The organism is Aromatoleum petrolei, from assembly GCF_017894385.1.
In the GTDB taxonomy this organism is placed as follows: Bacteria; Pseudomonadota; Gammaproteobacteria; order Burkholderiales; family Rhodocyclaceae; genus Aromatoleum; species Aromatoleum petrolei.
The window spans coordinates 1,487,297-1,512,638 of sequence record NZ_CP059560.1 but is presented as its reverse complement, the minus strand read 5'-3'; the positions used below and the strand labels follow the sequence as shown (position 1 = coordinate 1,512,638).

24 protein-coding genes are annotated in these 25,342 nt (G+C 67.7%); 10 read left to right on the top strand and 14 right to left on the bottom strand.

Annotation, left to right across the window (positions count from 1 at the left end):
• Positions 1–36: 36 nt before the first annotated feature.
• Positions 37–528, bottom strand: coding sequence for an acetolactate synthase small subunit (gene ilvN, locus ToN1_RS06930; RefSeq protein ID WP_050417078.1), 492 nt, complete (start codon positions 526–528; stop codon positions 37–39).
• A 20-nt stretch (positions 529–548) separates the two neighbouring features.
• The gene (locus tag ToN1_RS06925) at positions 549–2,258 is read right to left on the bottom strand and encodes an acetolactate synthase 3 catalytic subunit (protein ID WP_169208440.1); all 1,710 of its coding nucleotides are present in this window, start codon (positions 2,256–2,258) and stop codon (positions 549–551) included.
• 93 nt (positions 2,259–2,351) lie between these two features.
• On the opposite strand from ToN1_RS06925, the gene ToN1_RS06920 reads away from it, so the two are divergent.
• From ToN1_RS06920 to pepN, 5 genes are all read left to right on the top strand, one after another.
• Entirely contained in the window at positions 2,352–2,948 is a 597-nt protein-coding gene (locus tag ToN1_RS06920) for an RNA polymerase sigma factor (RefSeq protein WP_210148124.1), read from the top strand.
• A complete protein-coding gene (locus ToN1_RS06915; RefSeq protein ID WP_169208441.1) occupies positions 2,945–3,316 on the top strand; it encodes a DUF3619 family protein in 372 nt (123 codons plus the stop codon). Before ToN1_RS06920 ends, ToN1_RS06915 begins: the two co-directional genes overlap by 4 nt.
• A complete protein-coding gene (locus ToN1_RS06910) occupies positions 3,289–3,738 on the top strand; it encodes a DUF3106 domain-containing protein (protein ID WP_169208442.1) in 450 nt (149 codons plus the stop codon). The genes ToN1_RS06915 and ToN1_RS06910 overlap by 28 nt, the downstream gene beginning before the upstream one ends.
• 65 nt (positions 3,739–3,803) lie before the next feature.
• Positions 3,804–4,241 (top strand): RDD family protein, encoded by a 438-nt coding sequence (locus ToN1_RS06905; RefSeq protein ID WP_244861039.1) that lies wholly within the window; start codon positions 3,804–3,806, stop codon positions 4,239–4,241.
• Positions 4,242–4,314: 73 nt separating this feature from the next.
• Positions 4,315–7,002, top strand: coding sequence for an aminopeptidase N (gene pepN, locus ToN1_RS06900; protein WP_169208444.1), 2,688 nt, complete (start codon positions 4,315–4,317; stop codon positions 7,000–7,002).
• A 92-nt stretch (positions 7,003–7,094) separates the two neighbouring features.
• Here pepN and ToN1_RS06895 read toward each other — a convergent pair whose 3' ends face one another.
• The 10 genes from ToN1_RS06895 to ToN1_RS06850 form a co-directional block, all read right to left on the bottom strand.
• Positions 7,095–7,547 carry a CBS domain-containing protein gene (locus ToN1_RS06895; protein ID WP_169208445.1) on the bottom strand — a complete coding sequence of 151 codons (453 nt, stop codon included), beginning with the start codon at positions 7,545–7,547 and terminating at the stop codon, positions 7,095–7,097.
• 133 nt (positions 7,548–7,680) lie between these two features.
• Positions 7,681–8,508: a pantoate--beta-alanine ligase gene (gene panC, locus ToN1_RS06890; protein WP_169208446.1), complete on the bottom strand. Its 828-nt coding sequence runs from the start codon at positions 8,506–8,508 to the stop codon at positions 7,681–7,683.
• 24 nt (positions 8,509–8,532) lie between these two features.
• Positions 8,533–9,348 carry a 3-methyl-2-oxobutanoate hydroxymethyltransferase gene (panB, locus tag ToN1_RS06885; protein WP_169208447.1) on the bottom strand — a complete coding sequence of 272 codons (816 nt, stop codon included), beginning with the start codon at positions 9,346–9,348 and terminating at the stop codon, positions 8,533–8,535.
• A 78-nt stretch (positions 9,349–9,426) separates the two neighbouring features.
• On the bottom strand, positions 9,427–10,068 hold the full coding sequence (locus tag ToN1_RS06880; protein ID WP_169208448.1) for a deoxynucleoside kinase: 642 nt from the start codon (positions 10,066–10,068) through the stop codon (positions 9,427–9,429).
• 15 nt (positions 10,069–10,083) lie between these two features.
• Positions 10,084–10,446 carry a DMT family protein gene (locus tag ToN1_RS06875; RefSeq protein WP_169208449.1) on the bottom strand — a complete coding sequence of 121 codons (363 nt, stop codon included), beginning with the start codon at positions 10,444–10,446 and terminating at the stop codon, positions 10,084–10,086.
• A 24-nt stretch (positions 10,447–10,470) separates the two neighbouring features.
• Complete coding sequence (gene folK, locus ToN1_RS06870) at positions 10,471–10,983, bottom strand: 2-amino-4-hydroxy-6-hydroxymethyldihydropteridine diphosphokinase (protein WP_169208450.1); 513 nt, start codon at positions 10,981–10,983, stop codon at positions 10,471–10,473.
• Positions 10,980–12,338, bottom strand: a complete 1,359-nt coding sequence (gene pcnB / locus ToN1_RS06865; protein WP_169208451.1) for a polynucleotide adenylyltransferase PcnB — start codon at positions 12,336–12,338, stop codon at positions 10,980–10,982. The genes folK and pcnB overlap by 4 nt, the downstream gene beginning before the upstream one ends.
• 87 nt (positions 12,339–12,425) lie before the next feature.
• Positions 12,426–13,088 carry a histidinol-phosphatase gene (locus tag ToN1_RS06860; protein ID WP_169208452.1) on the bottom strand — a complete coding sequence of 221 codons (663 nt, stop codon included), beginning with the start codon at positions 13,086–13,088 and terminating at the stop codon, positions 12,426–12,428.
• A 34-nt stretch (positions 13,089–13,122) separates the two neighbouring features.
• Positions 13,123–13,803: a DnaA regulatory inactivator Hda gene (gene hda / locus ToN1_RS06855; RefSeq protein ID WP_169208453.1), complete on the bottom strand. Its 681-nt coding sequence runs from the start codon at positions 13,801–13,803 to the stop codon at positions 13,123–13,125.
• On the bottom strand, positions 13,800–14,891 hold the full coding sequence (locus ToN1_RS06850; RefSeq protein WP_169208454.1) for an AI-2E family transporter: 1,092 nt from the start codon (positions 14,889–14,891) through the stop codon (positions 13,800–13,802). The genes hda and ToN1_RS06850 overlap by 4 nt, the downstream gene beginning before the upstream one ends.
• A gap of 140 nt (positions 14,892–15,031) precedes the next feature.
• Here ToN1_RS06850 and purM point away from each other — a divergent pair, with 140 nt between their 5' ends.
• The 4 genes from purM (at position 15,032) to ToN1_RS06830 (ending at position 21,797) form a co-directional block, all read left to right on the top strand.
• Positions 15,032–16,078: a phosphoribosylformylglycinamidine cyclo-ligase gene (purM, locus tag ToN1_RS06845; RefSeq protein ID WP_169208455.1), complete on the top strand. Its 1,047-nt coding sequence runs from the start codon at positions 15,032–15,034 to the stop codon at positions 16,076–16,078.
• Positions 16,079–16,232: 154 nt separating this feature from the next.
• Positions 16,233–17,372 (top strand): efflux RND transporter periplasmic adaptor subunit, encoded by a 1,140-nt coding sequence (locus ToN1_RS06840; RefSeq protein ID WP_425305828.1) that lies wholly within the window; start codon positions 16,233–16,235, stop codon positions 17,370–17,372.
• A 10-nt stretch (positions 17,373–17,382) separates the two neighbouring features.
• Positions 17,383–20,457 (top strand): efflux RND transporter permease subunit, encoded by a 3,075-nt coding sequence (locus tag ToN1_RS06835; RefSeq protein ID WP_169208457.1) that lies wholly within the window; start codon positions 17,383–17,385, stop codon positions 20,455–20,457.
• 11 nt (positions 20,458–20,468) lie between these two features.
• Positions 20,469–21,797, top strand: a complete 1,329-nt coding sequence (locus ToN1_RS06830) for a hypothetical protein (protein WP_169208458.1) — start codon at positions 20,469–20,471, stop codon at positions 21,795–21,797.
• On the opposite strand, the gene miaA is transcribed toward ToN1_RS06830, so the two are convergent.
• On the bottom strand, positions 21,789–22,739 hold the full coding sequence (gene miaA, locus ToN1_RS06825) for a tRNA (adenosine(37)-N6)-dimethylallyltransferase MiaA (protein ID WP_210148047.1): 951 nt from the start codon (positions 22,737–22,739) through the stop codon (positions 21,789–21,791). The two genes, ToN1_RS06830 and miaA, sit on opposite strands and share 9 nt — an antisense overlap.
• Before the next feature lie 87 nt (positions 22,740–22,826).
• Complete coding sequence (locus ToN1_RS06820) at positions 22,827–24,017, bottom strand: MFS transporter (protein ID WP_244860989.1); 1,191 nt, start codon at positions 24,015–24,017, stop codon at positions 22,827–22,829.
• 164 nt (positions 24,018–24,181) lie between these two features.
• Between ToN1_RS06820 and ToN1_RS06815 the strand changes: the two genes are divergently transcribed.
• The gene (locus ToN1_RS06815) at positions 24,182–25,342 is read left to right on the top strand and encodes an NnrS family protein (protein ID WP_169207636.1); all 1,161 of its coding nucleotides are present in this window, start codon (positions 24,182–24,184) and stop codon (positions 25,340–25,342) included.

The window sequence follows — 25,342 nt, the reverse complement described above, 5'->3', positions numbered from 1 at the left end:
CTTGGGTGCTTGTCCGGAAGGGGCGCGGGGCCGGGGTCAGACCTTCAGGATGCGGTCGCCGCGGCCGACGCCGCAGACGCCGGAGCGCACCGTTTCAAGGATCAGCGCCGGGTCGATTGCGCTGATGAAGGCATCGAGCTTCGACTGGTTGCCGGTCAGTTCGATGACGTAGGACGTGTCGGTGACGTCGATGATGCGCGCGCGGAAAATCTCCGCCATGCGCTTCATCTCCTCGCGGTCCTTGCCGGTTGCGCGGACCTTGGTGAGCATCAGCTCGCGCTCGATGTGCGCGGCCTCAGAGATATCGACGACCTTGACCACCTCGACGAGCTTGTTCAGCTGCTTGGTGATCTGTTCGATGATGTCGTCCGATCCGGTGGTGACGATGGTCATGCGCGACATCGAGGCATCCTCGGTCGGCGCGACGGTCAGGGATTCGATGTTGTAGCCGCGGGCGGAAAACAGGCCCGACACGCGCGACAGGGCGCCCGATTCGTTCTCGATCAGCAGGGAGATGACGTGTCTCATTTAGTGTCTCTGGTCGATGCTTACAGGTCTTCGGCGGACAGGATCATCTCGGTGAGCCCCTTGCCGCCCTGAACCATGGGGTACACGTTTTCGGTCTGGTCGATCTGGAAGTCGAGGAACACCAGATCGTTCTTGCGTGCGAAGGCCTCGCGCAGCGCGCCCTCGACGTCCGCCGGGCGTTCGATCTTCAGCCCGACGTGGCCATAGGCCTCGGCGAGCTTCGCGAAGTCGGGCAGCGAATCCATGTAGGACTCGGAATAGCGCTCGCCGTGGAAGAGCTGCTGCCACTGACGCACCATGCCGAGGTAGCGGTTGTTCAGGTTGCAGATCTTGATCGGCAGGCGGAACTGCTTGCAGGTCGACAGCTCCTGGATGTTCATCTGGATGGAGGCTTCGCCGGTCACGCATGCGACCTGCTTGCCCGGATTGGCGAGCTGTGCGCCCATCGCGTAAGGCAGGCCCACGCCCATCGTGCCCAGGCCGCCGGAGTTGAGCCAGCGACGGGGCTTGTCGAAGCGGTAGTACTGCGAGGCCCACATCTGGTGCTGGCCCACATCGGAGGTCACGATGGCGTCTCCGCCGGTGACTTCCCACAGTTTCTGGATCACGAACTGCGGCTTGATGATCTCGTCCGAGTTCTTGTACTTCATGCACTCGCGGCTGCGCCATTCGTCGACCTGCTTCCACCACGAGCCGAGCGTTTCGGGGTTCGGGCGGGCGGCATTGGCCTCGAGCTGGCGGATCATCTCGTCGAGCACTTCCTTGAGGTCGCCGACGATGGGCACGTCGACCTTCACGCGCTTCGAGATCGACGAGGGGTCGATGTCGACGTGGATGATCTTGCGCGGCTCTTCGGCGAAGTGGTCCGGGTTGCCGATCACGCGGTCGTCGAAGCGGGCGCCGACGGCGAGCAGCACGTCGCTGTAGTGCATCGCCATGTTGGCTTCGTAGGTGCCGTGCATGCCGGGCATGCCGAGGTACTGGCGGTCGCTCGCCGGGTAGCCGCCCAGGCCCATCAGGGTGTTGGTGATGGGGAAGCCCAGCATGCGCGTGAGCTTGGTGAGCTGCTCGGCCGCGTTCGCGAGCACCACGCCGCCGCCGGTGTAGATCATCGGGCGCTTGGCTTCGAGCAGCAGCTGCACGGCCTTGCGGATCTGGCCCTGATGACCCTTGATGACGGGGTTGTACGAGCGCATCGAGACCTCCTTCGGGTACTCGAACTCGCACTTGTGCATAGACACGTCCTTGGGAATGTCGACCAGCACCGGACCGGGACGGCCCGTCTTCGCCAGGTAGAAGGCCTTCTTCATCGTCGCGGCGATGTCGCGCACGTCCTTGACGAGGAAGTTGTGCTTCACGCAGGGGCGGGTGATGCCGACCGTGTCGACTTCCTGGAACGCGTCCTGGCCGATCGCGGCGGTCGGGACCTGGCCGCTGATGATGACCATCGGGATCGAGTCGCAGTAGGCGGTGGCGATGCCGGTGACCGCGTTGGTCGCGCCCGGACCCGAGGTCACCAGCGCGACGCCGACATTCTCGGTGCTACGGGCATAGCCGTCGGCGGCATGCACCGCGGCCTGCTCGTGGCGCACCAGCACGTGGCGCACCTTGTCCTGGTTGAACAGCGCGTCATAGATGAAGAGTACCGCTCCGCCCGGATAGCCGAAGACGTAATCGACCTTTTCTTCCTGCAGACACCTGATTACAATTTCCGCTCCAGTCAGCACCATCGCAAACTCGCTATTCTTACGTTCCGAAACGCTGAACGTTACCGGTCAGGCGCAGTTTGGTCAAGGCTGCTGCGGCATCGCACAATGGCCTGAATAACCGGTTTTCATAAGGATCCAGAACTGGCTAACCGGGCAGAACTCTCCGCCTTTCTCCAGGGTGTCGAAAAGCGCGCTTTCAAGCAGGCGGTGTATGCGCTGCGCAACGACGACGCGGCCCTGGATGCGGTGCAGGATGCGATGCTCAAGCTCTCGGTCAGCTATGGCGAGCGTCCCGCGAGCGAATATCCGATGTTGTTCCAGCGCATCCTGCAGAACGTCATCTACGACGCGCTGCGGCGGCAGAAGGTGCGCAACACCTGGACGACGCTGCTGTCGTCGTTCGTCGGCGACGACGAGCAGGACAGCGACAACGATCCGCTCGACACCCTTGCCGGTACGCCCGACGACGCCAAGGCCGACACCCCGCACGGGCAATACGAGCGTGCGCGCATGCTGGCGGCGATCGAGCGGGAGATCGAGCGCCTGCCGCCGCGTCAACGGGAAGCGTTCATCATGCGTTATTGGGAGGAAATGGACATTTCCGAGACGGCCGCCGCGATGGGGTGCTCGGAGGGGAGCGTGAAAACCCATTGTTCGCGCGCCACGCAGACGCTGGCGGCGGCCCTGAAAGCGAAGGGAATCGAGCTATGAACGAGGAGGCTTTTGCCCGCAAGGTCGCAGCCCAGCTCTCGGCTGCGGCGCGCGGCGTGGACGGCGACGTCGCTGACCGCCTGCGGCTCGCGCGCGAGCGCGCGCTCGCCGCGCACAGGCCGGCGCTGCCCGGCTTTGGCGCAAGGATCGCCAGTGCGCTGCGGCGCTTGTTCCCGCCCATGATGAGGCCGGCAGCAGTTGCCGCCGCGATCCTCGTCGCGGTGCTGGCCGGCGATTACTGGGTCACCTGGCTGCGCGTGAGCGAGATGGAGGAGGTCGATACGGCGCTGCTGATCGACGACCTGCCGATCGACGCCTATCTCGATTCGGACTTCAAGGCATGGCTGCAGGACGACTCGCGATCCTGATCCTGGTCGCCGCGCTGAGCGGTCCGGTTCTCGCGGTCACGCCGATCGGTGCGCCTTCGTGGTCCGGCCTGACAGCGGCGCAGCGTTCGGTGCTCGCGCCGCTGTCGGACGACTGGAATTCGATGAGCGAGGTGCAGCGCCAGCGCTGGCTGGGCGTTGCCGACCGTTATTCGCGCCTGACTCCGGAAGAACAGGCGCGCATCAGTGCCCGCATGCGCGACTGGGCAAACTTGCGCCCCGATCAGCGCGAGCGCGCCCGCGACCAGTATCGCGCGCTGCGCAGCATGCCGCGCGAGCGGCGCGAATCGCTGCAGGAACAGTGGCAGCGCTACCGCAGCATCCCACCCGAAGAGCGCCAGCTCAAGTCCGGCCCGCGCATCGTGCGCCCCCTTCAACGACCGCCTGTGCGCGGCAACAAGTAATGAAGAAAACAGACTCGAGGCGCAACATCCAGGATTCGTCACGCAAGCTTCAATCCCGTTCGGCAATGCAGACGCAGCCGGCGCCGCAGGTGGTAGAGCTCGCCGGCCTGCGCCGCCGACTCGCCAGCATGTTGTATGAGGGCTTGCTGCTGCTGGGCGTGCTCGCGCTGGTCTTCATGGTTCCGTATCTGCTGCTCGGAGTCTTCTTCGGCATCACGCCGGCGGGGTGGGTCGCATGGCTGCACATCTATCTCGCGTTGGGGGCGTATTTCATCTGGTACTGGCGGCGGCGCGGCCAGACCCTGGCGATGCAGACCTGGAAGCTGTGCCTCGTGACCGCCGATGGTCACGCCCCCAGCGTCGCGACCGGCTGGCTGCGCTACACGCTGGCATGGCCGTCGCTGCTGTGTTTCGGCCTGGGGCTGGCGTGGGCGCTGGTCGACCGCGATCGCCAGTTCCTGCACGACCGGCTCGCCGGCACGCGCATCGTCCTGCTGCCCTGACGCGGGCGTCGGATCCCACGGGCGGCGTATACTCCCGGCTTGTCCCCATTGCGGCCGGACAGCCGGAGAAACAATGAAAAGCGAACACGCCCCGACCATCCAACGATCCGATTACACGCCCCTGGCGTGGAACATCGAAAACATCGAGCTGCATTTCGCGCTCGACCCCGCGGCAACCCTGGTGACGAGCCGGATGCGCTGCGTCCGGCGCGCCTCGGCGGCCGATCCCCTGCGCCTGTTGGGGGAGGAACTCGAACTGGTGAGCGTGAGCATCGACGGCCGCCCGGCCGAAGACAGTCGGCTCAAGCGGGGCGAGGGCTGGCTGGAGATCGCGCTCGATGACGATCGCGCCGAAGTCGGCATCGTCACGCGCATCAACCCGCAGGCGAACTCCGCGCTCTCGGGCCTCTATGTGTCGCGCGGCGGGTTCTTCACGCAGTGCGAGGCCGAGGGCTTCCGGCGCATCGCCTTCTTCCCCGACCGCCCCGATGCGATGACGCGCTTCACGGTGACGCTGGAGGCGGACGCGGCGGATTATCCGGTGCTGTTGTCGAACGGGAACCTCGTCGAGGAGGGGGCGCTCGCCGGCGGGCGCCATTTTGCGAAGTGGGTCGATCCCTTCCTCAAGCCGTCGTATCTTTTCGCGCTGGTGGCAGCGAAGCTGGTTGCTCTCGAGCGCCGCGTCAAGACGGCGTCGGGGCGCGAGGTGCTGCTGCAGGTGTGGGTGGAGGAGGGCAACCTCGACCGCACGCCGCACGCGATGGATTCGCTGGTGCACTCGATGCGCTGGGACGAGGAAGTGTTCGGCTTGGAACTCGACCTCGACCGCTTCATGATCGTCGCCGTCAGCGACTTCAACATGGGCGCGATGGAGAACAAGGGGCTCAACATCTTCAACGCGAAGTACGTGCTGGCGAAGCCCGACACGGCGACCGACGTCGACTACGAGAACATCGAGAGCGTCGTCGCGCACGAGTACTTCCACAACTGGACCGGCAACCGCGTGACCTGCCGCGACTGGTTTCAGCTCACGCTCAAGGAAGGTCTGACGGTGTTCCGCGACCAGCAGTTCTCGGCGGACATGCTGGCGCAGGCGGCGGGTGAGGCGGGCGCGGCGTCGGCGCGGGCGGTCAAGCGCATCGACGACGTGCGTGTGCTGCGCGCGGCCCAGTTCCCCGAGGATGCGGGGCCGATGGCGCACCCGATCCGGCCGGAGAGCTATCAGGAGATCAACAACTTCTACACTGCAACGGTGTATGAGAAGGGCGCGGAAGTCATCCGCATGCTGCATACGCTGCTCGGGGCCGAGGGGTTCCGCAACGGCATGGACTTGTACTTCAGCTACCACGACGGCCAGGCGGTGACCTGCGACGACTTCGTCGATTGCATGGCGGAGGCAAACGGTTACGACCTCGACCAGTTCATGCTGTGGTACAGCCAGGCCGGCACGCCCCGCGTGAAGGCGGCGGGCGCGTGGGACGCGGCGAGCGGCAGCTACACGCTGACCCTGTCGCAGCACACGCCGCCCACGCCGGGTCAACCGGACAAGGCGCCGCTGGTGATCCCCGTCGCGGTCGGCCTCATCGGACCGGACGGCAAGGACCTGCCGCTGAGCCTGGAGGGCGAGAACCACGGCGGTGCGACGACGCGGGTGCTGGTCCTTTCCGAGGCGGAGCAGACGTTCCGCTTCACCGGACTTGCTGCCGAGCCGGTCCCGTCGGTGCTGCGCGGCTTCTCGGCGCCGGTGATCCTGGAACTCGAGGAGAGCGACGAGCGGCTGGCCTTCCGCATGGCGCATGACGCGGATGCCTTCAACCGCTGGGATGCCGCCCAGCGTTACGCGGAGCGCGTGATTTTCGCACTCGCGGCGGATGTCGCCTCGGGTCGTGCGCTGGTCCTGCCAGAGGCCTTCGCCGCGGCATTCCGCGCCCTCCTGAACGACGGGGCGCTCGACCCCGCCTTCCGCGCGCAGGCCGCGGCGCTGCCGTCCGAGACCTATCTCCTCGAGCGGATGGAGCCTGCCGATCCGGCCGCGCTGCGTGTCGCGATGATGCACGTGATGCGCGAACTGGGCAAGGGGCTCGCGGCAGACTGGCTGGCGATCGAGGCGGCAATGGAGGTGCCGGGCGAGTATCACTATCACCCCGGCGACGCGGGCCGGCGCGCACTGGGCAATCTCGCGCTGAAGTATCTCGCGGCCGGAGGTGTCACCGAGGGGCTGGCGCGCGCCGAGACGCGGTTCGCACGCTTCGGCAATATGACCGAGGGCTTCGGTGCGCTCGCCGCCCTGGTCCAGAGTGCGAGCCCCGCGCGCGAGGTGGCACTGTCGCGCTTCCACGAGCGTTACCGCGACGATGCTCTGGTGCTGGACAAGTGGTTCGCGCTGCAGGCCTCCGTCTGGCGCTGGGACGCAAGCGCTGCGCCGGTGCTCGGGCGCGTGCGCGCGCTGATGGACGATCCGGCCTTCAGCCTCGCCAATCCGAACAAGGTGTATGCGCTGCTGGGGAGTTTCTTCCGTGCGAACGCGGCCGAATTCCACGCGCCGGACGGCAGCGGGCACGCGTTCTGGGCCGATCAGGTAATCGCACTGGATGGCCGCAACCCGCAGGTGGCGGCGCGCATGGCGCGAGCGCTGGAGAACTGGCGGCGCTTCACGCCTGCCCTGCGGCAGAGCATCCGCGCGCAGATCGCGCGGGTCGCCGCCGCGCCCGGGCTTTCGCCCGACGTCGCGGAAATCGTCGGCAAGGCGCTGGCGGATTAAAACCCCTCAACCAGGCGACGCCTCAATCCGGGCCGCTGGTTGATCGGCTCGTTGAAAAGGCCGGAGCGCGGCGTCTGCGTCCCGGCCGGGAATCAAGTCGTCAGTTCGCCGGCAATGTAGTTCGACAGGTGGTTGATCGTCTTTTCCTGCTGGTCGATGATGGACTTGACCACGTCGCCGATCGTGACGATGCCGACGATACGGCCGTGCTCGACCACCGGCAGGTGACGGAAGCGGTTTTCCGTCATGATGTTCATCACCGAGTCGATCGCCAGCGACGGGGTGATCGTGCACACGTTCGGCGTCATCACGTCGCCTACGGTGGCTTCGCGCGAATTGAGGCCCTTGAGGACGAGTTTCCGCGCGTAGTCGCGTTCGGTGAAGATGCCGACGAGGCGCTCGTTTTCGATCACCAGCACCGAGCCGATGTCGTGTTTCGCCATCATCGCAAGGGCGTCGAGGACGCTGACGCCGGGTGTCACCGAGTGCGTCGTCGAGCCTTTCTGTTCGAGAATCTGCCGCACTGTCACTGTCGTCGCAAGCATCGTGTCCCTCCGTTCGTGTTAGGCATTCACGCGGCTCTCCCGCCGATCGGGAGCATACTGGCATAGCTTGAAACGAACCGCGCGCGGATGCAAGTGCGCAATGTCCGGCAGGGCCGCTACGGCCCTGCGCGCGTCAGATTTCGAGGTTGTCGATGAGGCGGGTGCGCCCGAGCTTGGCGGCGGCGAGCACCACCAGGGGGTCGTCGGCGTGCAGGGGCGGCTGCAGATCCGCGCGGCGGCGCACGGCGATGTAGTCGGGCTTCCAGCCGTGTGCGGCGAGTTCGGCAACGGCTTCGGTCTCGAGCTTGAGGAAGTCGTGATCGCCGCGGCGCACGGCCTCGCAGATGCGCGCGAGCTGGCGATAGAGGCGCGGAGCCTCGGCACGTTCTTCGGGGGAGAGGTAGCCGTTGCGCGAGGATAGCGCGAGTCCGTCTGCGGCACGCACGGTTTCGCCGGGCAGCACTTCGACGGGAATCGCAAGCTGGCGCACCATGTTGCTCAGCACCATGAGCTGCTGGTAATCCTTCTTGCCGAATAGCGCGACGTCCGGCTGCACGATGTTGAGCAGCTTGAGCACGACGGTGGCGACGCCGCGGAAGTGATCGGGGCGGAATTCGCCTTCGAGGATGCTGATCTGTGCCGGCGCCGGATCGACGTGGTAATGCTGCGGCTCGGGGTACATGACCGTCTCGTCGGGCGCGAACACGTGTGCGACGCCCGCGGCTTCGAGCCGCTCGCAGTCCGCGGCGAGCGTGCGCGGATAGCTGTTGAAATCCTCGCTCGGCCCGAACTGCAGGCGGTTGACGAAGATGCTGGCGATGACGGCGTCGGCCTTCTGGGCTGCCTGGCGCACGAGGTCGATGTGGCCGTCGTGAAGGTTGCCCATGGTCGGAACAAAGGCGACCTTGCCGGAGGCCCTGCGTGCGGCGCGCAGGCTGTCGATGGAGTGGTGGATCTGCATGGCGTATCCCCTGCGGGTGGGCAGTCAGTAGCAGTGTTCGGCGGCGGGGAAGCTGCCGTCCTTGACCGCGCTTACGTAGTGGGCGACGGCTTCGTCGATGCTTGCGGCGCCGGGCATGAAATTCTTGACGAAGCGCGCCTTGCGCCCGGGATAGACGCCGATCATGTCATGCAGCACCAGGACCTGGCCGTCGCAGGCGGGGCCGGCACCGATGCCTATCGTGGCCATCGAGGTGAGGCTGGCAGTGACTTCGCCGGCGAGGGGGGCGGGCACCATTTCCATCACCATCAGCGCGGCGCCCGCCTGCTCAAGCGCGAGCGCATCCGCCTTGAGTTGCGCGGCGCCCGCTTCGCTGCGGCCCTGCACGCGGTAGCCACCGAGCTGGTTCACGGACTGCGGCGTGAGGCCGATGTGCGCGCACACGGGCACACCGCGTTCGACGAGGAAGCGCACGGTCTCGGCCATGAAAGCTCCGCCTTCGAGCTTGACCATGTGGGCGCCGGCCGCCATCAGGCGCGCGGCGTTGCGCAGCGCCTGTTCGGGGCTTTCCTGGTAGCTGCCGAAGGACATGTCGGCAACGATGAACAGGCGGGTGTTGGCGCGGGCCACGCACTCGGTGTGGTAGACCATCTGGTCGAGGGTTACCGGCAGGGTCGATTTTTGCCCCTGCACCACGTTGCCGAGGGAGTCCCCGACCAACGCGACGTCCACGCCGGCGCGTTCGAGCAGCGCGGCAAAGCTCGCGTCGTAGCAGGTGAGCATGGCGATCTTGCGCCCTTCGCTGCGCATCTTGGCAAGCTCGGACAGGGTGACGGGTTTTTCGTCCTGGAGGTAGCTCATCGGTGTTCCTCGGAAGAGGCGCGGGTCATTCTTGAATTGCGCGCTTGTGCAGGCCGTATGGTTCCGCCGGCCGTTGGCTCAGGCGGCGTAGCCGAAGAATTCTCGATAGCTGCGCATGTTGCGCAGGCGATCGAGGAGGAGTTCGAAGTCGTCATCGTGATCGACCGGGTTGAGGACTTCGGCATCGACGATGAACAGCGGCGCGGCGTCGTACTGGTAGAAGAAGCGCGCGTAGCGTTCGGCGACACGCTCGAGGTACTGCTCGGTGATTCGCCGCTCGGTATCGAGGCCGCGCCGGCGCACGCGTTCGACCAGCGTTTCGGGCTTGGCCTGCAGGTAGATGATGAGGTCCGGCTTCGGCGGGCTTGCGGGCTTCATTGCATCGAACACGCGCTGGTAGAGCGCGAGTTCGTCGGAGGCGAGGTTCAGCGCCGCGAACAGCGGATCCTTGTCGAGCACGAAGTCGGACACGACGCGCTGCTGCTTCTCCATCTCCTCGGCAACGATGCCGAGCTGGTCAAAGCGCTGGAACAGGAAGTGCAGCTGGGTCGACATCGCCCAGCGATCGGCGTCCTGGTAGAAGCGGCCGAGGAAGGGGTTGAGTTCGGGCTGCTCGAACAGCGCCCGCGCGTCGAGACGTTCCGCAAGCCGCCGGGCGAGCGAGGTCTTGCCCGCGCCGATGGGGCCTTCGACCACGATGTAGCGTGCCTTGTCGAACATGCAGCAAAGTCGCCTTTAGTTTCTGAAAATGAAATATACCGCGCCAAGCATACACAGGGCGGCCCAAAGGTAGTCAAGCTTGACCGGCTGCTTCATGTACAGCACGACGAAGGGGACGAAGACCAGCAGGGTGATGACTTCCTGCATTATCTTGAGCTGGGCGAGGCTTAGTTCGGTTGCGCCGATGCGGTTCGCGGGCACCTGTAGCAGGTACTCGAAGAGGGCGATGCCCCAACTGACGATGGCGGCGACGAACCAGGCCTTCGACTGCATGTTCTTGAGGTGCCCGTACCACGCGAAGGTCATGAAGACATTCGATGCGGTGAGCAGCATCGCGGTCTGCACCCAGGCGGGAAGGGTCTGCATCCAGGCAGTCATGGGCGACTCGGTGTTACAGGTGGATCAGGAAATGCGCTCGATGCGCTGGTCGCCCACGGCGTCGAGCAGGTCGGCGGCGCGGCCATGGCCGGGAATCGCCGTGTCCGGCGCGATCTCGGCGAGCGGGACGAGAACGAAGGCCCGCTGGTGCATGCGCGGGTGCGGGATCTCGAGGCCCGGTTGGGAGATCGACGCGTCGCCGTAGAGGAGCAGGTCGAGATCGAGCGTGCGCGGAGCGAGCTCCGTTTCGCGCGTGCGGCCGTGCAGCGCTTCGAGGGTCAGCAGGGTGTTGAGGAGCTTTCGCGCGGGCAGCGTGGTTTCCACTTCGGCGACGGCGTTCAGGTAATCCGGGTGGGCGGTGACGCCGATCGGTGCCGTGCGATAGAGGCCGGAACGCGCGATGAGGCGGGTGCCGGGCAGGGCGTCCAGGGCGGCGAAGGCGCTGTCGAGCGTCGCGGCGGCATCGCCCAGATTGGCGCCGAGGGCGATGAACGCGCGCACCGGGCCGCCTTCCGGCGGCGGGCGGTGGGTGGTCATGACGCGTCGCTGCTCGCGGTGGCCTCGGCTGCGGCCGGTTTGCGCCGGCGTCGGCGCCGTTTGCGCTCGGCGGTTTCGCCGGCGGACGGCGCCTCGGCGAGCAGGGCTTCGCGCGCGTCGTGGCCGGCGTGGGCGAAGCGATCCCACCATTCCGGCAGCGCCGTGTCGATCTCGCCGGACTGGGCGCGCAGGCGCAGGAAGTCCCACGCGGCGCGGTAGCGCGGTTGTTCGATGAGGCGATAGGGCGTCTTGCCGGTGCACTTGTCGAAGCGCGGCTGCAGGGCCCAGATTTCCTTGATGTCGCCAACGATGCGCTTGGTGATCGCGAGCTTGCCGGCCTGCTTGTCGAGCACTTCGTCCATCGCCGCGAAGAGCGCGGGCTGGTTGTGCTCGCCGGTCTTCCGGCGTGCTTCCCAGTTGGCGAGCACTTCGTGCCACAGCAGGGTCGCGAACAGGAAGCCGGGAGAGACGGGCTTGTCAGTGCGCACGCGTTCGTCGGTGTTCTCCAGCGACAGCCACACGAAGCGCTCGCCCAGGGGCTGTTCGAGGATCACGTCGAGCAGCGGCAGAAGGCCGTGGTGCAGGCCTTCCTCGCGCAACTGTTTCAGGCATTTGACGGCGTAGCCGGAGAACAGCAGCTTGAGCATCTCGTCGAAGAGGCGTGCCGCGGGCACGTTCTCGAGGAGTTCGGCCATCTCGCGGATGGGGTTGCGCGCGGCGGGGTCGAGTGTGAGTCCGAGCTTGGCGCCGAGGCGCACGCCGCGCAGCATGCGCACGGGGTCTTCGCGGTAGCGTGCGCGCGGGTCGCCGATGATGCGCAGCGTCTTCTGCTTGAGGTCGGCGACGCCGTGGTGGTAGTCGAGGATCTGTTCCGTGGTCGGGTCGTAGTAAAGCGCGTTGACGGTGAAGTCGCGGCGTGTGGCGTCCTCGGCCTGCGAACCGTACACGTTGTCGCGCAGGACGCGTCCGTGCTCGTCGGTGTCGGCGTCCTCGGCGGTCTGGCTGGCGCGGAAGGTCGAGACTTCGATCGTTTCCGGGCCGCTCATGACGTGCACGATCTTGAAGCGGCGGCCGATGATGCGCGAGCGGCGGAACAACGCGCGCACTTCCTCGGGCGTTGCGCTGGTGGCGACGTCGTAGTCCTTGGGGGGATGGCCGACCAGCAGGTCGCGTACCGCACCACCGACGACAAAGGCCTTGTGACCGGCTTCCTGCAGCACGGTGCACACCTTGCGGGCGGCGGGCGAGATCTGTTCGCGACGGATGCCGTGCTGGGTGACGGGGACCAGGGCAGGTTCGGTGTTGATGGGCGAGGCGGCGCGGCGGAAGACCTTGCGCAGCAGCTTGCGGATCATTGGAGGAAGGGGCTTGCGGTCAACATAAGCCGTGAATCATAACCGATGCGGCGCCTGCCCGCAGCCATGGCTGCGGGCGCGGGCCGTTCAGCGCAGCGAGATGACCGGCCAGCCGGCGGTCTGTGCGTGGGCGCGCAGGGTGTCGTCGGGGTCGACGGCGACAGGGTCGGTCACGCGCGACATCAGCGGCAGGTCGTTGTGCGAGTCGCTGTAGAACCACGAGCGCGCGAAGCTGCCGGTATAGAGGCCGAGCGATTCGAGCCAGGCGTCGACGCGCTCGATCTTGCCGGCCTTGAAGGCGGGCATGCCGCGCGGCTTGCCGGTGAAGGCGCCGTTCTCCTGCGCGGGGATGGTCGCGACGAGGTGGGGGATACCGAACTCGCGCACGATGGGACCGGTGACGAAGCTGTTGGTGGCGGTGACCACGGCGACCATCGCGCCGCTGTCGATATGTTGGCGCACCAGTGTGCGGGCCTTGTCGGTGATCATCGGTGCAATCGAGGTGGCCATGAATTCGCGGTGCCAGGCGTCGAGTTGCTCGCGCGGATGGCGGGCGAGCGGGGCGAGTTGGAAGTCGAGGAACTCGAAGATGTCCAGCGTGCCGGCCTTGTACTGCTCGTAGAACCGGACGTTCCTGGCTTCCTGCACTTCGCGGTCGAGGACGCCCTTGGCGATCAGGAACTGGGCCCACTCGAAGTCGGAGTCGCCGGCGAGGAGGGTGTTGTCGAGGTCGAAGAGGACGAGATCCACTGTGTTTCCTTGGAGTTTGGGGTGTGCGGCCGGCTCAGATTTCGAGGCCGGCCTGCATCATTTCGCGCAGCAGCGGGAGCGTGACGGCGCGCTTGCGTTCGAGGGAGGCGTTGTCGAGGGCGTCGAGCACGGCGAGCAGGCTGGGCAGGTCGCGGCGGCCGTGGCGCATCAGGAAGTCGATGACTTCGTCGGCCAGCCGCAGGCCGCGGCGGGCGGCGAGCGTCGCGAGGATGGCCGTGCGCGATTCGTCGTCGAGCGGACGTACCTCGTAGATCAGGCACTGGCCGATGCGGGTGCGCAGGTCCTCGCGCAGGGCGAGCTGGCGCGGGGCTTCCTTGCCTGCAAGCAGCAGGGTCTGGCCGAGGCTGCGTGAGCGGTTGAAGGCGTTGAAAAGGGCGATCTGGGCCGCGTCGTCGAGGCGGTCGACGTCGTCGACGGCGAGGAGCAGGCCCGGCGTCTGCGGCAATTCGTGGCCGGCCTCGGCGGCGGCGATGCAGGCCGTCGGCCGGTCGCCGGCGGCGGCGAGCGTGCCGCGCAGCAGGTGGCTGCGGCCGCTGCCGGTCGGGCCCCACAGGTAGAGGTGGCCGGGCTGCGAAGCGCCTGCAGAGGCGGCGATGGCGGCCAGTGCGGCGACGAGTTCTTCGTTGCCGCCGACGACGAAGTTGTCGAGGGTGGGCGGTGCGTCGGGGCGAATGTCGAGGACGAGCTGTTTCATTGCGGGGGGGCGTCGTCAGGAGGGGCGCCGAGATAGACAGGGCTCGTGAGCCAGGCCGTGCGCACTTCGCGCAGGCCGACCAGGATCGCGGCGCTCGCAGGCAGGGCGACGAGGATGCCGACGAAGCCGAAGAGCTGGCCGAAGGCCATCAGCGCGAAGATCACGGCGAGCGGGTGCAGGCCGATGCGTTCGCCGACGAGGTAGGGAGTGAGCACGAAGCTCTCGAGGAGCTGGCCGAGGCCGAACACGATGGCGACGCCGATCAGCGGCGGCCAGCCTTCGGCTTGCAGCAGCGCGGAGAGGATGGCGAGCAGCAGACCGCCGCCGAAGCCGATGTAGGGAATGAAGACGAGCAGGCCGGTAACGACGCCGACGGGCAGCGCGAACTTGAGGCCGGCGATCCACAGGCCGACGCTGTAGAAGACGGCCAGCAGCAGCATCACCGAGAGCTGGCCGCGCAGGAATTCGGAGAGCACGCGGTCGATGTCGTTGATGATGCGCATCGTGCGTTCGAGCATGGGGCGCGGGATGACGGTCTGCAGGCCGCCGAGGATGTGCGGCCATTCCTGCAGCAGGTAGAACATCACGACCGGTACAAGGAAGACGCTGGCGGCGGCGCCCGCGAGCGCGAGGCCGCCCTGGCGCAGCTGGCCGAGGATCACGGGGACGAGGTCCTGGGCGCTGTCCCAGTGTTCGGCGATCCAGGTGCGTACGAAGGCGGCGTCGAGCTGGAAGTCGAGGTCGAAGCGCGCCTGCAGGACGGGGGCGACGCGGGCGTTGAGGAGTTCGATGAGGTCGGGCAGGCGGCGGATGAGCGCGATCGCCTCGCGCCAGATCATGGGGGCGAGGATCAGGAACAGCAGCACGAGCAGCAGGCCGGCGCCCAGGATCACGAGCAGCACCGCGGCCGGGCGCGGGATGCGCCGGGCGACCATCCAGTTGACCGCCGGATCGCAGATGTAGGCGAAGACGGCGGCGATCGCGAAGGGCGCGAGGATGGGCGACAGGGCGTAGAACAGGGCGACCAGCGCCAGCGCGACGCCGGCCCAGGCGGCGGTTTGCAGACGGTCGGCGCGGGAAGGGTTCATTTCGAGTAAAATCGCGGACTTGACGCGGGCGCAGGGTGGCCCGCGAAACCCGTAAATGTAGCCACTTGGCGTGGCGGCCTCAAGTTCGGCCGTCAGTCGAAGCGGCCCGAACGCGCATTCCGCAAGCCTGAGGAACGATCTTGAGCTCCCCGAAACCTTCGCTTTCCTACCGTGATGCCGGTGTCGACATCGACGCCGGCGACGCCCTCGTCGACCGCATCAAGCCGCTCGCGAAACGCACCATGCGCCCCGAGGTGCTGGGCGGTATCGGCGGTTTCGGGGCGCTGTTCGAGCTGTCGAAGAAGTACCGCGAGCCGGTGCTGGTGTCGGGCACCGACGGCGTGGGCACGAAGCTGAAGCTCGCCTTCCAGCTGAACAAGCACGACACGGTGGGCCAGGATCTGGTAGCGATGAGCGTGAATGACATCCTCGTGCAGGGTGCCGAGCCGCTGTTCTTCCTCGATTACTTCGCCTGCGGCAAGCTCGATGTCGACACCGCCGCGGCGGTCGTGGGCGGCATCGCGCGCGGCTGCGAGCTGTCGGGCTGCGCGCTGATCGGCGGGGAGACCGCCGAGATGCCGGGCATGTATCCGGACGGCGAGTACGACCTCGCGGGCTTCGCGGTCGGCGCGGTGGAGAAGTCGGAGATCATCGACGGCTCGACGATCAAGCCGGGCGACGTGGTGCTGGGCCTCGCGTCGAGCGGCGCACATTCGAACGGCTACTCGCTGATCCGCAAGATCCTCGATCGCGCGAAGCCGGATCTGGATGCCGATTTCCACGGTCGCCCCTTCCGCGATGTGGTGCTGGAGCCGACCCGCCTGTACGTGAAGTCGATGCTGGGCCTGATGCGTGCGATCCCGGGCGTCGTGAAGGGCATGGCGCACATCACCGGCGGCGGCCTGACGGAGAACGTGCCGCGCATCCTCGCCGACAACCTGACGGCGAAGATCGACGCGTCGTCGTGGACGCTGCCGCCGCTGTTCCAGTGGCTGAAGCAGGAAGGCAACGTCGATGCCCAGGAGATGTATCGCGTGTTCAACTGCGGCGTCGGCATGGTCGTGATCGTGTCGCCGGAGCAGGCCGATGCGGCCGTTGCGAAGCTCGAGGCGGCGGGCGAGACGGTGTATCGCCTCGGACGCATCGAGGCGCGCGCGGAAGGCGTGGCGCAGACGACGGTCGGCTGAAATTCTCCGCCCGGAGTGCGCCTTGCGCGCTCCGCCCGCTCGCGAACTTTGTTCGGGGGCGGCGTGTCTGCCGTAGCAGGGAGCGCACCAGTGAGGGGTGCGCTCGTTTTTTTTCCGGATCACGTCCCTGTTTGAGCGTTCGTCGAAGATGCCCATGCCCCGCCGCCTGATCGCCGCACTCAGCCTTGCCGGAGTCGCCGCCCTTGCGGGCTTTGCGTATTACGCGAATCGCAGCGTGGGCACGGCGCAGCCGGGGCCCGGCGCGAAAGCGACGGGAAGCGCCAACGTGGCCGCCGCGCAGGGGGCAGCGGACGTCGAGACGGCAACGGTCACGGGCGAAACGATGGCGGACGATGTGACTGCGATCGGCACGTTGCGCTCGAACGAGTCGGTCGTGCTGCGCCCCGAGGTCGCGGGGCGGATCGAGGCGATCCGCTTCCGTGAGGGCAGCCCGGTGCGTCGCGGCGATGTGCTGGTCGACTTCGATGCCGCCGTGCAGCGGGCCGAGGTGCAGCAGGCGAAGGCGAACCTTGCGCTCGCGCAGGCGAACTTCGGCCGCACCGAGGATCTCTTCAACCGCAAGTTCCTCAGCCAGAGCGCACGCGACGAGGCGGCGTCGCGCCTGGAAGTGGCGCGCGCGAACATGGCGCTGGCCGAGGCGCACCTCGACAAGATGCGTATCCGTGCGCCCTTCGCCGGCATCGTGGGTATCCGCAACGTGAGCGCAGGCGACTACGTCAAGGAAGGCGAGGATCTCGTCAATCTGGAGGACATCGCGACGCTGAAGGTGGATTTCCGCCTTCCCGAGATCTACCTTGCGCAGATCCGCCCCGGGCAGAAGCTGGAGCTGGCGTCCGATGCGGTCGAGGGCAGGTTTTTCGTCGCGGCGGTCAGCGCGATCGATCCGCTCGTCGACGAGCAGGGGCGGGCGGTGGTGATGCGCGCGACGCTGCAGAACGACGGGCTGCGCCTGCGTCCGGGGATGTTCGCGCGTGTGCGGCTGATCCTGGAGGAGCGTGCGAATGTCGCGACCGTGCCCGAGGAGGCGCTGGTGCCGGCGCCGGGGGACGTGCAGTTCGTGTATCGGGTCGTGGATGGCAAGGCGCAGCGCGTCGAGGTGAAGACCGGCGTGCGGCGCGGTACGCGGGTGGAGATCGTTAGGGGCGTGCAGGCGGGCGACGTCATCGTGACGGCGGGGCAGCAGAAGCTGCGCGACGGGGCGGCGGTCAGGGTCGTCGGCGCGGGCGAGGCTCCGGCCGCGCCGGCAGTCGGCACGGCCAAGCCGGCAAGCTGAGGGGGCAGCCATGGTCCTGTCGGAAATCTGCATCAGGCGCCCGGTCTTTGCGACGGTGCTGTCGCTATTGGTGCTGCTGATCGGGCTGATGTCGTATTCGCGCCTGACCGTGCGCGAGTACCCCAACATCGACGAGCCGGTCGTGACGGTCGATACGACGTATACGGGTGCGAGCGCGGAGATCGTCGAGTCGCAGGTCACGAAGCCGCTGGAGGACTCGCTCGCGGGGATCGAGGGCGTCGATGTGCTGCAGTCGATCAGTCGCCAGGAGCGCAGCCAGATCACGGTGCGTTTCCGCATCGAGCGCAATGCCGACAGCGCCGCGGCGGACGTGCGCGATCGCGTGTCGCGCGTGCGCCGGCGCCTGCCGGACGATGTCGATGAGCCGGTGATCTCGAAAGTGGAGGCGGACGCGAACCCGATCATCTGGATCGCGTTCTCGTCGGACCGCCATTCGCCGCTGGAGCTGTCGGACTTCGCCAGCCGCGTCGTCAAGCCGCGCCTGCAGACGCTGTCGGGGGCGGCGGACGCGCGCATGTTCGGCGAGCGTCGCTATTCGATGCGCATCTGGCTGGACCGCGACCGGCTGGCGGCCTTCCGCCTGACGCCGCAGGATGTCGAGGACGCGATCCGGCGCCAGAACGTGGAGCTGCCGGCCGGCCGCATCGAGAGCCGCGAGCGTGAGTTCGCGGTGGTGGCGCAGACCGATCTCGATACGCCGCAGGAGTTCGAGGCCATCGTCGTGCGCGAGCCGCAGGCGCCGGGCGGCTACGCGGTGCGCATCCGCGATGTGGGCCGCGTGGAGGTCGCGGCGCAGAACGAGCGCACGCTGGTGCGTTTCATGGGCAAGCCGGCGGTGTCGATCGGCCTGATCAAGCAGTCGGTGGCGAATCCGCTGGACCTCAAGCGCGGCCTCGTCGAGATGCTGCCGGTGCTGGAGGCGGAGCTGCCCGAAGGCATGCGCATGAACATCGCCAACGACACGACGGTGTTCATCGACCGCTCGATCGAGTCGGTGTTCAGCACGATCTGGGAGGCGGTGCTGCTGGTCGCGGTGATCTGCTTCTTCTTCCTGCGCAACTGGCGCGCGATGCTGATTCCGCTGGTGACGATCCCGGTGTCGCTGGTCGGCGCGTTCGCGCTGATGCTGCTGTTCGGCTTCTCGATCAACACGCTGACGCTGCTCGCGCTGGTGCTGGCGATCGGCCTCGTCGTCGACGACGCGATCGTCGTGCTGGAGAACATCTACCGCCATGTCGAGGAGGGCATGGAGCCGCTCGCGGCGGCCTTCCGCGGGGCGAAGGAGATCGGCTTCGCCGTGGTGGCGATGACGATCACGCTGGCGGCGGTGTATGCGCCCGTGGCCTTCATGACGGGGCGCACGGGCAAACTGTTCACGGAGTTTGCGCTGACGCTCGCGGGCGCGGTGATCGTGTCGGGTTTCGTCGCGCTGACGCTGTCGCCGATGATGTGCTCGAAGCTGCTGCGCCACGAGAAGAGGCACGGGCGCCTGTACAACGCGATCGAGGGCTTTCTCGGCTGGCTGACGGCGGGCTATCGGCGCGCGCTGGGCGTGGCGCTGAATGTGCGCTGGCTGGTGATGCTGGCTTTCGCGCTGGTTGCAGGAACTTCGCTGCTGCTGCTGAAGACGCTGAAGACGGAGCTCGCGCCGGTCGAGGACCGCGGCCGTGTCGTGGGCATCTTCTCGGGGCCGGAAGGGGCGACGATCGACTTCATGGCGCGCTATGCGGCGCAGCTGGAGGGCATCTACGCGAAGGTGCCGGAGGTGGATCGCTACCTCGTGATCTCGGGCAATCCGACGGTGTCGCAGGGGATCTCCTTTGCCGGGTTCAGCGACTGGGCCGAGCGCCGCCGCAACTCGACGGCGATCGCGACCGAGATCCGCCCGAAGATGGCGGCGATCCCCGGCCTGCAGACTTTCCCGGTGCTGCCCGCGTCCTTCGGGCAGAGTCCGCGCACGCGGCCGATCAGCTTCGTGATCACGACATCGGAGTCGTACGACGAACTCGCGCGCTATACGGACATGATCCTCGACGAGATGCGCAAGCAGCCGGGCTTCGTGTCGCCGGACACGGACCTCAAGCTCACCAAGCCCGAACTCGCGGTGGATGTCGATCGCGACAAGGCGGCCGACCTGGGCATTCCGGTGGATGTGATCGGGCGTACGCTGGAGACGATGCTGGGCGGGCGCCAGGTGACGCGCTACAAGCAGGACGCAGAGCAGTACGACGTGATCGTGCAGGTGGAGGCGCCGAGCCGGGCCGTCGCGCGCGACATCCGCGAGATCTACGTGCGGGCGAAGAATGGCGAGATGGTGCCGCTGGCGAATCTGGTCAAGGTGCATGATCGAGTGAGCCCGCGCGAACTCAATCATTTCGGCCAGCGGCGTTCGGTGACGATCTCGGCCAACCTCGCACCCGATTTCGCGATGGGCGAGGCGCTGGAGTGGCTCGAGGGGGCGGCGGGCCGCATCCTGCCGGCCGGCTACGCGATCGACTACGACGGCCAGTCGCGCGAGTTCAAGACCAGCTCGGCCAGCCTCGCGCTCACCTTCGTGCTCGCGCTGGCCTTCATCTACCTCGTGCTGGCGGCGCAGTTCGAGAGCTTCCGCGATCCCTTCATCATCATGCTGACGGTGCCGCTGTCGATGACCGGCGCGCTCGCGGCGCTGTATTTCGCCGGGGGTACGCTCAACGTGTATAGCCAGATCGGGCTGGTGACCCTGGTCGGCCTGATCACCAAGCACGGCATCCTGATCGTGGAGTTCGCGAACCAGTTGCGCGACCAGGGCGCGGCGCTGCGCGAGGCGGTGATCGAGGCGTCGGTGCTGCGCTTGCGCCCCATCCTGATGACGACCGGCGCGATGGTGCTGGGCTCGATTCCGCTCGCGCTGGCGACAGGGGCGGGGGCCGAGAGCCGCCAGCAGATCGGTTGGGTGATCGTCGGCGGGCTGCTGCTGGGCACCTTCTTCACGCTCTTTGTCGTGCCGACGGTGTATACGCTGCTCGCGCGGCGCGAACGCAACCGCCTGGCGGTCGAGGACGGTGCGCCCGCGTCGGCGTGAGCATCCGCGGCGTGTCCGAAGCGCATCTCCACTCCCTGTCCCGACCGCGTGCGGTCCTCGCCGCCTGGCTGATTGCGGGCTTGGTGCTGCTGGCGTTTGCCCACGGCGCACGCACGGGGCTGCCCGCCTGGCCGGCGGGTGTCGCCGCGTGGGGAGCGGGTATCGCGCTGTGGCCGCGACTCGATGCGGGCCAGCGGCGCTTCGCGCTGATCCTGTGCGGGCCGGGGGCGCTCGCGCTCGGCGCTGCGGTATGGCGCGGGGCGCAGCCGGCGTGGAGCGGCTTGCTGACGCAGAACACGGCGCTGCTCGGGATGCTGGCGGCGGTGAGCTTCCTGCAACTCGTCGGTGTCGGCAAGGACGGGGACCGGCCGCTGCCGCGCGGCCGGCGCGCGCTGTGGCAGACGCTCGCGGGCGTGCATGTGCTCGGGGCGGTGATCAACATGTCGGTGGTGTTCATCATCGCCGAGCGCATCGCCCGGAGCGGTCGCCTGAGCACGCCGCAGGCGGCGCTGCTGGCGCGCGGATTCCTCCTCGCGGCGCTGTGGTCGCCGTTCTTCGGCGCGATGGCAGTGGCGCTGACGTATGCGCCGGGGGCGCGGCTGGAGGATCTCGTCTTCGCCGGCGTGCCGCTGGCCGTGGTGCTGTTGTGGTTGATCACGCGCACGCTGCCGGTGTCGGCGGACGGGGGCGAGGGGGGATTCGTCGGCTTCCCGATGCGTGCATCCTCGCTGTGGCTGCCGCTGGCGCTCACGGCGATGGTGTCGGCGGGGCTGAAGTGGCTGCCCGGCTGGTCGTCGCTTGCGGTGATCAGCGGGTCGGCGTTGATGATCAGCGTCGTGTCGGTGCTGGCCGCGCACGGGCCGGCGGATGGGGTCGAGCGGCTTGCGGCCCATGCATTGCGTCGTCTGCCGGCGATGTCGGGGGAGCTGATGCTGTTTTTGTCGGCGGGCGTGTTCGCCACCGGTCTGCAGGCGCTGATGCAGGGCGATGCGCACTGGACGCCGTTTGCGCGCTTCGGGCCGGTGGAGGCCGCGCTGGTGCTGGGCGCAATGGTCGCGCTCGCGGCGATCGGCGTGCATACGGTGATCACCATCGTGATCGCGGCGACTTGGCTCGCGCCGCTGTCGCCCGATCCGATGCTGCTGGCGCAGATCTTCCTGATGGCGTGGAGCATCGGCCTCGCGCTCAATCCGATGGCGGGCGTGCACCTGTCGCTGCAGGGGAGATTCGGGCTGTCGGCCGTGGCGCTGGCGCGCGGCAATCTGCGCTATTGCCTGGCGAGCTACGTGCTCGCGTCGCTGTGGCTGATCGTCGTGGGGGCGTGGCGGGGCCTACTGTGAGGCGGCGAGCAGGCGTTGCGCCGTCGCGGCAACGGCGTCGGCGAGATCCGGGCGTAGGCAGTCGAGTTCGACCAGCTCCGGCCAGGTGTCGCGGAACTGGCGTTGCCAGGTGAGCTGGCGCTTCGCGAGCTGGCGCGTCGCGGCAATGCCCTTGAAGCGCATCGTGTCGTAGTCGTCCGTGCCGTCGAGGTATTCCCACGCCTGCCGGTAGCCGACGCAGCGCATCGAGGGCATCGACAGGTCGAGTCGGTAGCGTTCGCGCAGGCCGCGCACCTCGTCGATGAGGCCGGCCGCGAGCATCGTGTCGAAGCGCTGTTCGATGCGCGCGTGCAGTACCGCGCGATCGGACGGCGCGAGCGCGATCGGCAGCAGGCGGAAGGGCGGCGGCGCCATCTCGCGCCGCGCGTAGCTGTCGGCGAGCGGGCGGCCGGTGAGTCGGACGATCTCGAGTGCGCGCTGGATGCGCTGCGAGTCCGTCGGCTCGAGGCGCGCCGCGGCGTCCGGGTCGAGGCGGGCGAGTTCGGCATGCAGCGCCGGCCAGCCGTGCTGTTGCGCTTGCGCGTCGATCTCGGCGCGCAGGGAGGCATCCGCCGCGGGCAGGTCGGACAGCCCGTCGCGCAGCGCCTTGAAGTACAGCATCGTGCCGCCGGCGAGCAGCGGGATGCGGCCGCGCGCGGTGATCTCTTCCATCAGGCGCAGCGCGTCGGCGCGAAATTGCGCGGCCGAGTAGCTTTCCTCGGGCGTGACGATGTCGATCAGGTGATGCGGGCAGGCGGCAAGCTCCTCCGCGGTCGGCTTGGCCGTGCCGATGTCCATGTCGCGATACACGAGGGCCGAATCGACGCTGACGATCTCGACCGGCAGGCGACGTGCAAGCGCGAGCCCGGAGGCGGTCTTGCCACTGGCGGTGGGGCCGAGGAGGAGTAGGGCGGGCGGGAGCATCGGTGGGGCGTGCGAAAAGGGGTTGAGGTCGCGATTGTAGCGATGAAACGTGCTGCGCCTGAGGGGGTGGCGGCCTGGCGCGGCTGCTCAGCTCCGCCGCAGCAGGACGACGAGCAGCGTCGCGGCGGCGAGCGCGGCGCCGGTGTGGAAGGTCCAGGCTGCGCCGAACCGTTCCCATAGCAGGCCCGCCAGCGCGCTCGCGAACAGCAGGCCGATACCGCTGACGAGGTTGAAGACGCCGTAGGCGGTGCCGCGCAGCGCGGCGGGGGCGGTGTCGGCGATCATCGTCGCGAGCAGGCCTTGGCTCATGCCCATGTGCAGGCCCCACAGGGCGATGCCGGTGATGAGCCAGGGCCAGGTGTCGCCGCGCGCCAATGCGAGGTCGGCCGCCACCAGCACGACGAGACCGAGCGCGAGCAGGCGCGCGTGGCTCATGCCGTCCGCAAGGCGGCCGAAGGGGTAGGCGGTGAGGGAATAGACGACGTTCATGCCGATCAGCACCAGCGGCGTGTACGCGACCGGCAGGCCGGCGTCGAGGGCGCGCAGCACGAGGAAGGCCTCCGAGAAGCGCGCCAGCGCGAAGAGCGCGCCGATGCCGACGACCCACCAGTAGGCGCGCGGCAGCAGGCGCAGGTTCTCGCGCCGGATCGGGTTGAGCACCGGCGTGCCGGCCGGGCGCTCGGGGTCGCGCACGCCGAAGAAGAGCAGCGCGACCGACAGGAAGCCCGGGATGATCGCGACCCAGAACACCGCGCGGAAGTCGTTCGCCCACAGCACCATCAGGCCCATCGCGAGCAGCGGGCCGAGGAAGGCGCCGACGGTGTCGAGCGACTGGCGCAGCCCGAAGGCGGCTCCGCGCACTTCGGGCGGGGCGATGTCGGCGACCAGCGCGTCGCGCGGTGCGCCGCGGATGCCCTTGCCGACGCGGTCGATCAGGCGTGCGGCGAGCACCATGCCGGAACTCGTCGCCAGCGCGAACAGCGGCTTGGAGATCGCGCCGAGACCATAGCCGAGGACGGCGAGTGGTTTGCGCTTGCCCCAGTAATCGGACAGCGCGCCGGAGAAGACCTTGACGATCAGCGCGGTCGCTTCGGCTGCGCCTTCGATGAGGCCGACCGCGAGGGCGCCGGCGCCCAGCGAGGTGACGAGGAAGACCGGGAGCAGGCTGTGAATCAGCTCGGAGGACACGTCCATGAGCAGGCTGACGAAGCCGAGCATCCAGACTGCGGCTGGCAGCTTCGGTCGGGTCGAGGGGGCCGCGCGCGGGGCGTCTTGCATGGTCCGGTACCGGGTCGGGGCGTTGCAGGCATTCTGTCATGCGCCGTGGTGCAGCGAAATGACAGACGCGACATGTCGCAGATCAAGGAGATGCCTGCCGACCTCGCCCAGAATCGCCCGCGGGTTCTTCCCGTCACCCGTTCTCCGCTCCTCCGGTCCTTCGCATGAAGCTCGCCTCCCACCCCCTCTGGCTCGTCGGTTTCCGCCCCTTCTTCAGCCTCGCGTGCCTCGCCGGCCTGAGCCTGCCGCTGCTGTGGGCGCTGATGTTCGGTGGCGCGCTGCCTGCGCCGGCGGGGCGGTTCACGCCGGTGCAGTGGCATGCGCACGAGATGTTCTTCGGCTTCGGCTGGGCCGTGATGGGTGGTTTCCTGCTCACCGCGTCGAAGAACTGGGTGCAGATCCGCGGCTACCACGGGGCAGCCTTGATGTGGCTGGTTGCGGCGTGGCTGTTCGAGCGCGTCGGCATGGCCTGGGGCGGCGCGTGGCCGGCGGCGCTGTTCTGGCTGTCGAACACGGTGTTCCTCGGTTCCATCGTCGCGATGCTGCTGTGGACGCTGATCCGCTACCGCAGCCGGGACAGCTTCCGCGACAACTATTTCTTCCTCGTCGCGCTGCCGCTCTTCCTCGCCGCCAAGCTGCTGCTCCTCGACGGTGCGCACTTCCAGGCCGGCGTCGCGATGGCGGTCGGACTCTTCCGTGTCGCCTTCCTCGTGATGCTCGAACGTACGCTGACGCAGTTCATGAAGGGGGTGTTCCAAGTCGATATCCTGCGCGACCCGATGCTGGACTTGCCGATCAAGCTGATGGCGCTGTCGCTGGTGTTCGTCGCGTGGATGCCGAAGGCAATGGCCGGTGCGCTGCTGGTCGCACTCGCCTTTCTTCTCGTTGCGCGCCTGGTCTTCTGGAAGCCGCAGTTCGCAATGCGCAGGATCGAGCTCGCGGTGATGTACCTCGGCTATGCGGCGATCGCTTCGCAGCTGCTGCTTGAATTCATCGCGTTGCACTGGTCGCCGGGCTGGGTCGGGAGCCTGCCGGTACACGTGTTCACGTTCGGCGTGATGGGGCTGATCATCCCCGCGATGCTGGTGCGCATCTCGAAGGGGCACACGGGGCGCAAGGTCGTGTTCGACGCCGGCGACAAGCTCGTGCTGTGGCTCATGATCGGCGCCTTCGTCGCGCGCGTCGTGTTACCGCAGCTCGCGCCGGGCATGTACACCGGGTGGATCCACTTGTCGGCGACCGCGTGGTTCGCATGTTTCGCGATCCTCGGCTGGCGCTACATCCCTTTCCTGCTCGCGCCGCGCGTGGACGGCAAGGAGCACTGA

Coding starts and splice junctions, on each gene's coding strand:
- ToN1_RS06840 (WP_425305828.1), top strand. CDS start 16,233: ATGCCCCGCCGCCTGATCGCCGCACTCAGCCTTGCCGGAGTCGCCGCC.
- ToN1_RS06910 (WP_169208442.1), top strand. CDS start 3,289: ATGGCTGCAGGACGACTCGCGATCCTGATCCTGGTCGCCGCGCTGAGC.
- ToN1_RS06915 (WP_169208441.1), top strand. CDS start 2,945: ATGAACGAGGAGGCTTTTGCCCGCAAGGTCGCAGCCCAGCTCTCGGCT.
- pepN (WP_169208444.1), top strand. CDS start 4,315: ATGAAAAGCGAACACGCCCCGACCATCCAACGATCCGATTACACGCCC.
- panC (WP_169208446.1), bottom strand. CDS start 8,508: ATGCAGATCCACCACTCCATCGACAGCCTGCGCGCCGCACGCAGGGCC.
- ToN1_RS06925 (WP_169208440.1), bottom strand. CDS start 2,258: ATGGTGCTGACTGGAGCGGAAATTGTAATCAGGTGTCTGCAGGAAGAA.
- ilvN (WP_050417078.1), bottom strand. CDS start 528: ATGAGACACGTCATCTCCCTGCTGATCGAGAACGAATCGGGCGCCCTG.
- ToN1_RS06875 (WP_169208449.1), bottom strand. CDS start 10,446: ATGACTGCCTGGATGCAGACCCTTCCCGCCTGGGTGCAGACCGCGATG.
- ToN1_RS06850 (WP_169208454.1), bottom strand. CDS start 14,891: ATGAACCCTTCCCGCGCCGACCGTCTGCAAACCGCCGCCTGGGCCGGC.
- panB (WP_169208447.1), bottom strand. CDS start 9,348: ATGAGCTACCTCCAGGACGAAAAACCCGTCACCCTGTCCGAGCTTGCC.
- ToN1_RS06905 (WP_244861039.1), top strand. CDS start 3,804: ATGCAGACGCAGCCGGCGCCGCAGGTGGTAGAGCTCGCCGGCCTGCGC.
- ToN1_RS06815 (WP_169207636.1), top strand. CDS start 24,182: ATGAAGCTCGCCTCCCACCCCCTCTGGCTCGTCGGTTTCCGCCCCTTC.
- folK (WP_169208450.1), bottom strand. CDS start 10,983: ATGACCACCCACCGCCCGCCGCCGGAAGGCGGCCCGGTGCGCGCGTTC.
- ToN1_RS06880 (WP_169208448.1), bottom strand. CDS start 10,068: ATGTTCGACAAGGCACGCTACATCGTGGTCGAAGGCCCCATCGGCGCG.
- ToN1_RS06895 (WP_169208445.1), bottom strand. CDS start 7,547: ATGCTTGCGACGACAGTGACAGTGCGGCAGATTCTCGAACAGAAAGGC.
- hda (WP_169208453.1), bottom strand. CDS start 13,803: ATGAAACAGCTCGTCCTCGACATTCGCCCCGACGCACCGCCCACCCTC.
- pcnB (WP_169208451.1), bottom strand. CDS start 12,338: ATGATCCGCAAGCTGCTGCGCAAGGTCTTCCGCCGCGCCGCCTCGCCC.
- ToN1_RS06835 (WP_169208457.1), top strand. CDS start 17,383: ATGGTCCTGTCGGAAATCTGCATCAGGCGCCCGGTCTTTGCGACGGTG.
- miaA (WP_210148047.1), bottom strand. CDS start 22,739: ATGCTCCCGCCCGCCCTACTCCTCCTCGGCCCCACCGCCAGTGGCAAG.
- ToN1_RS06820 (WP_244860989.1), bottom strand. CDS start 24,017: ATGCAAGACGCCCCGCGCGCGGCCCCCTCGACCCGACCGAAGCTGCCA.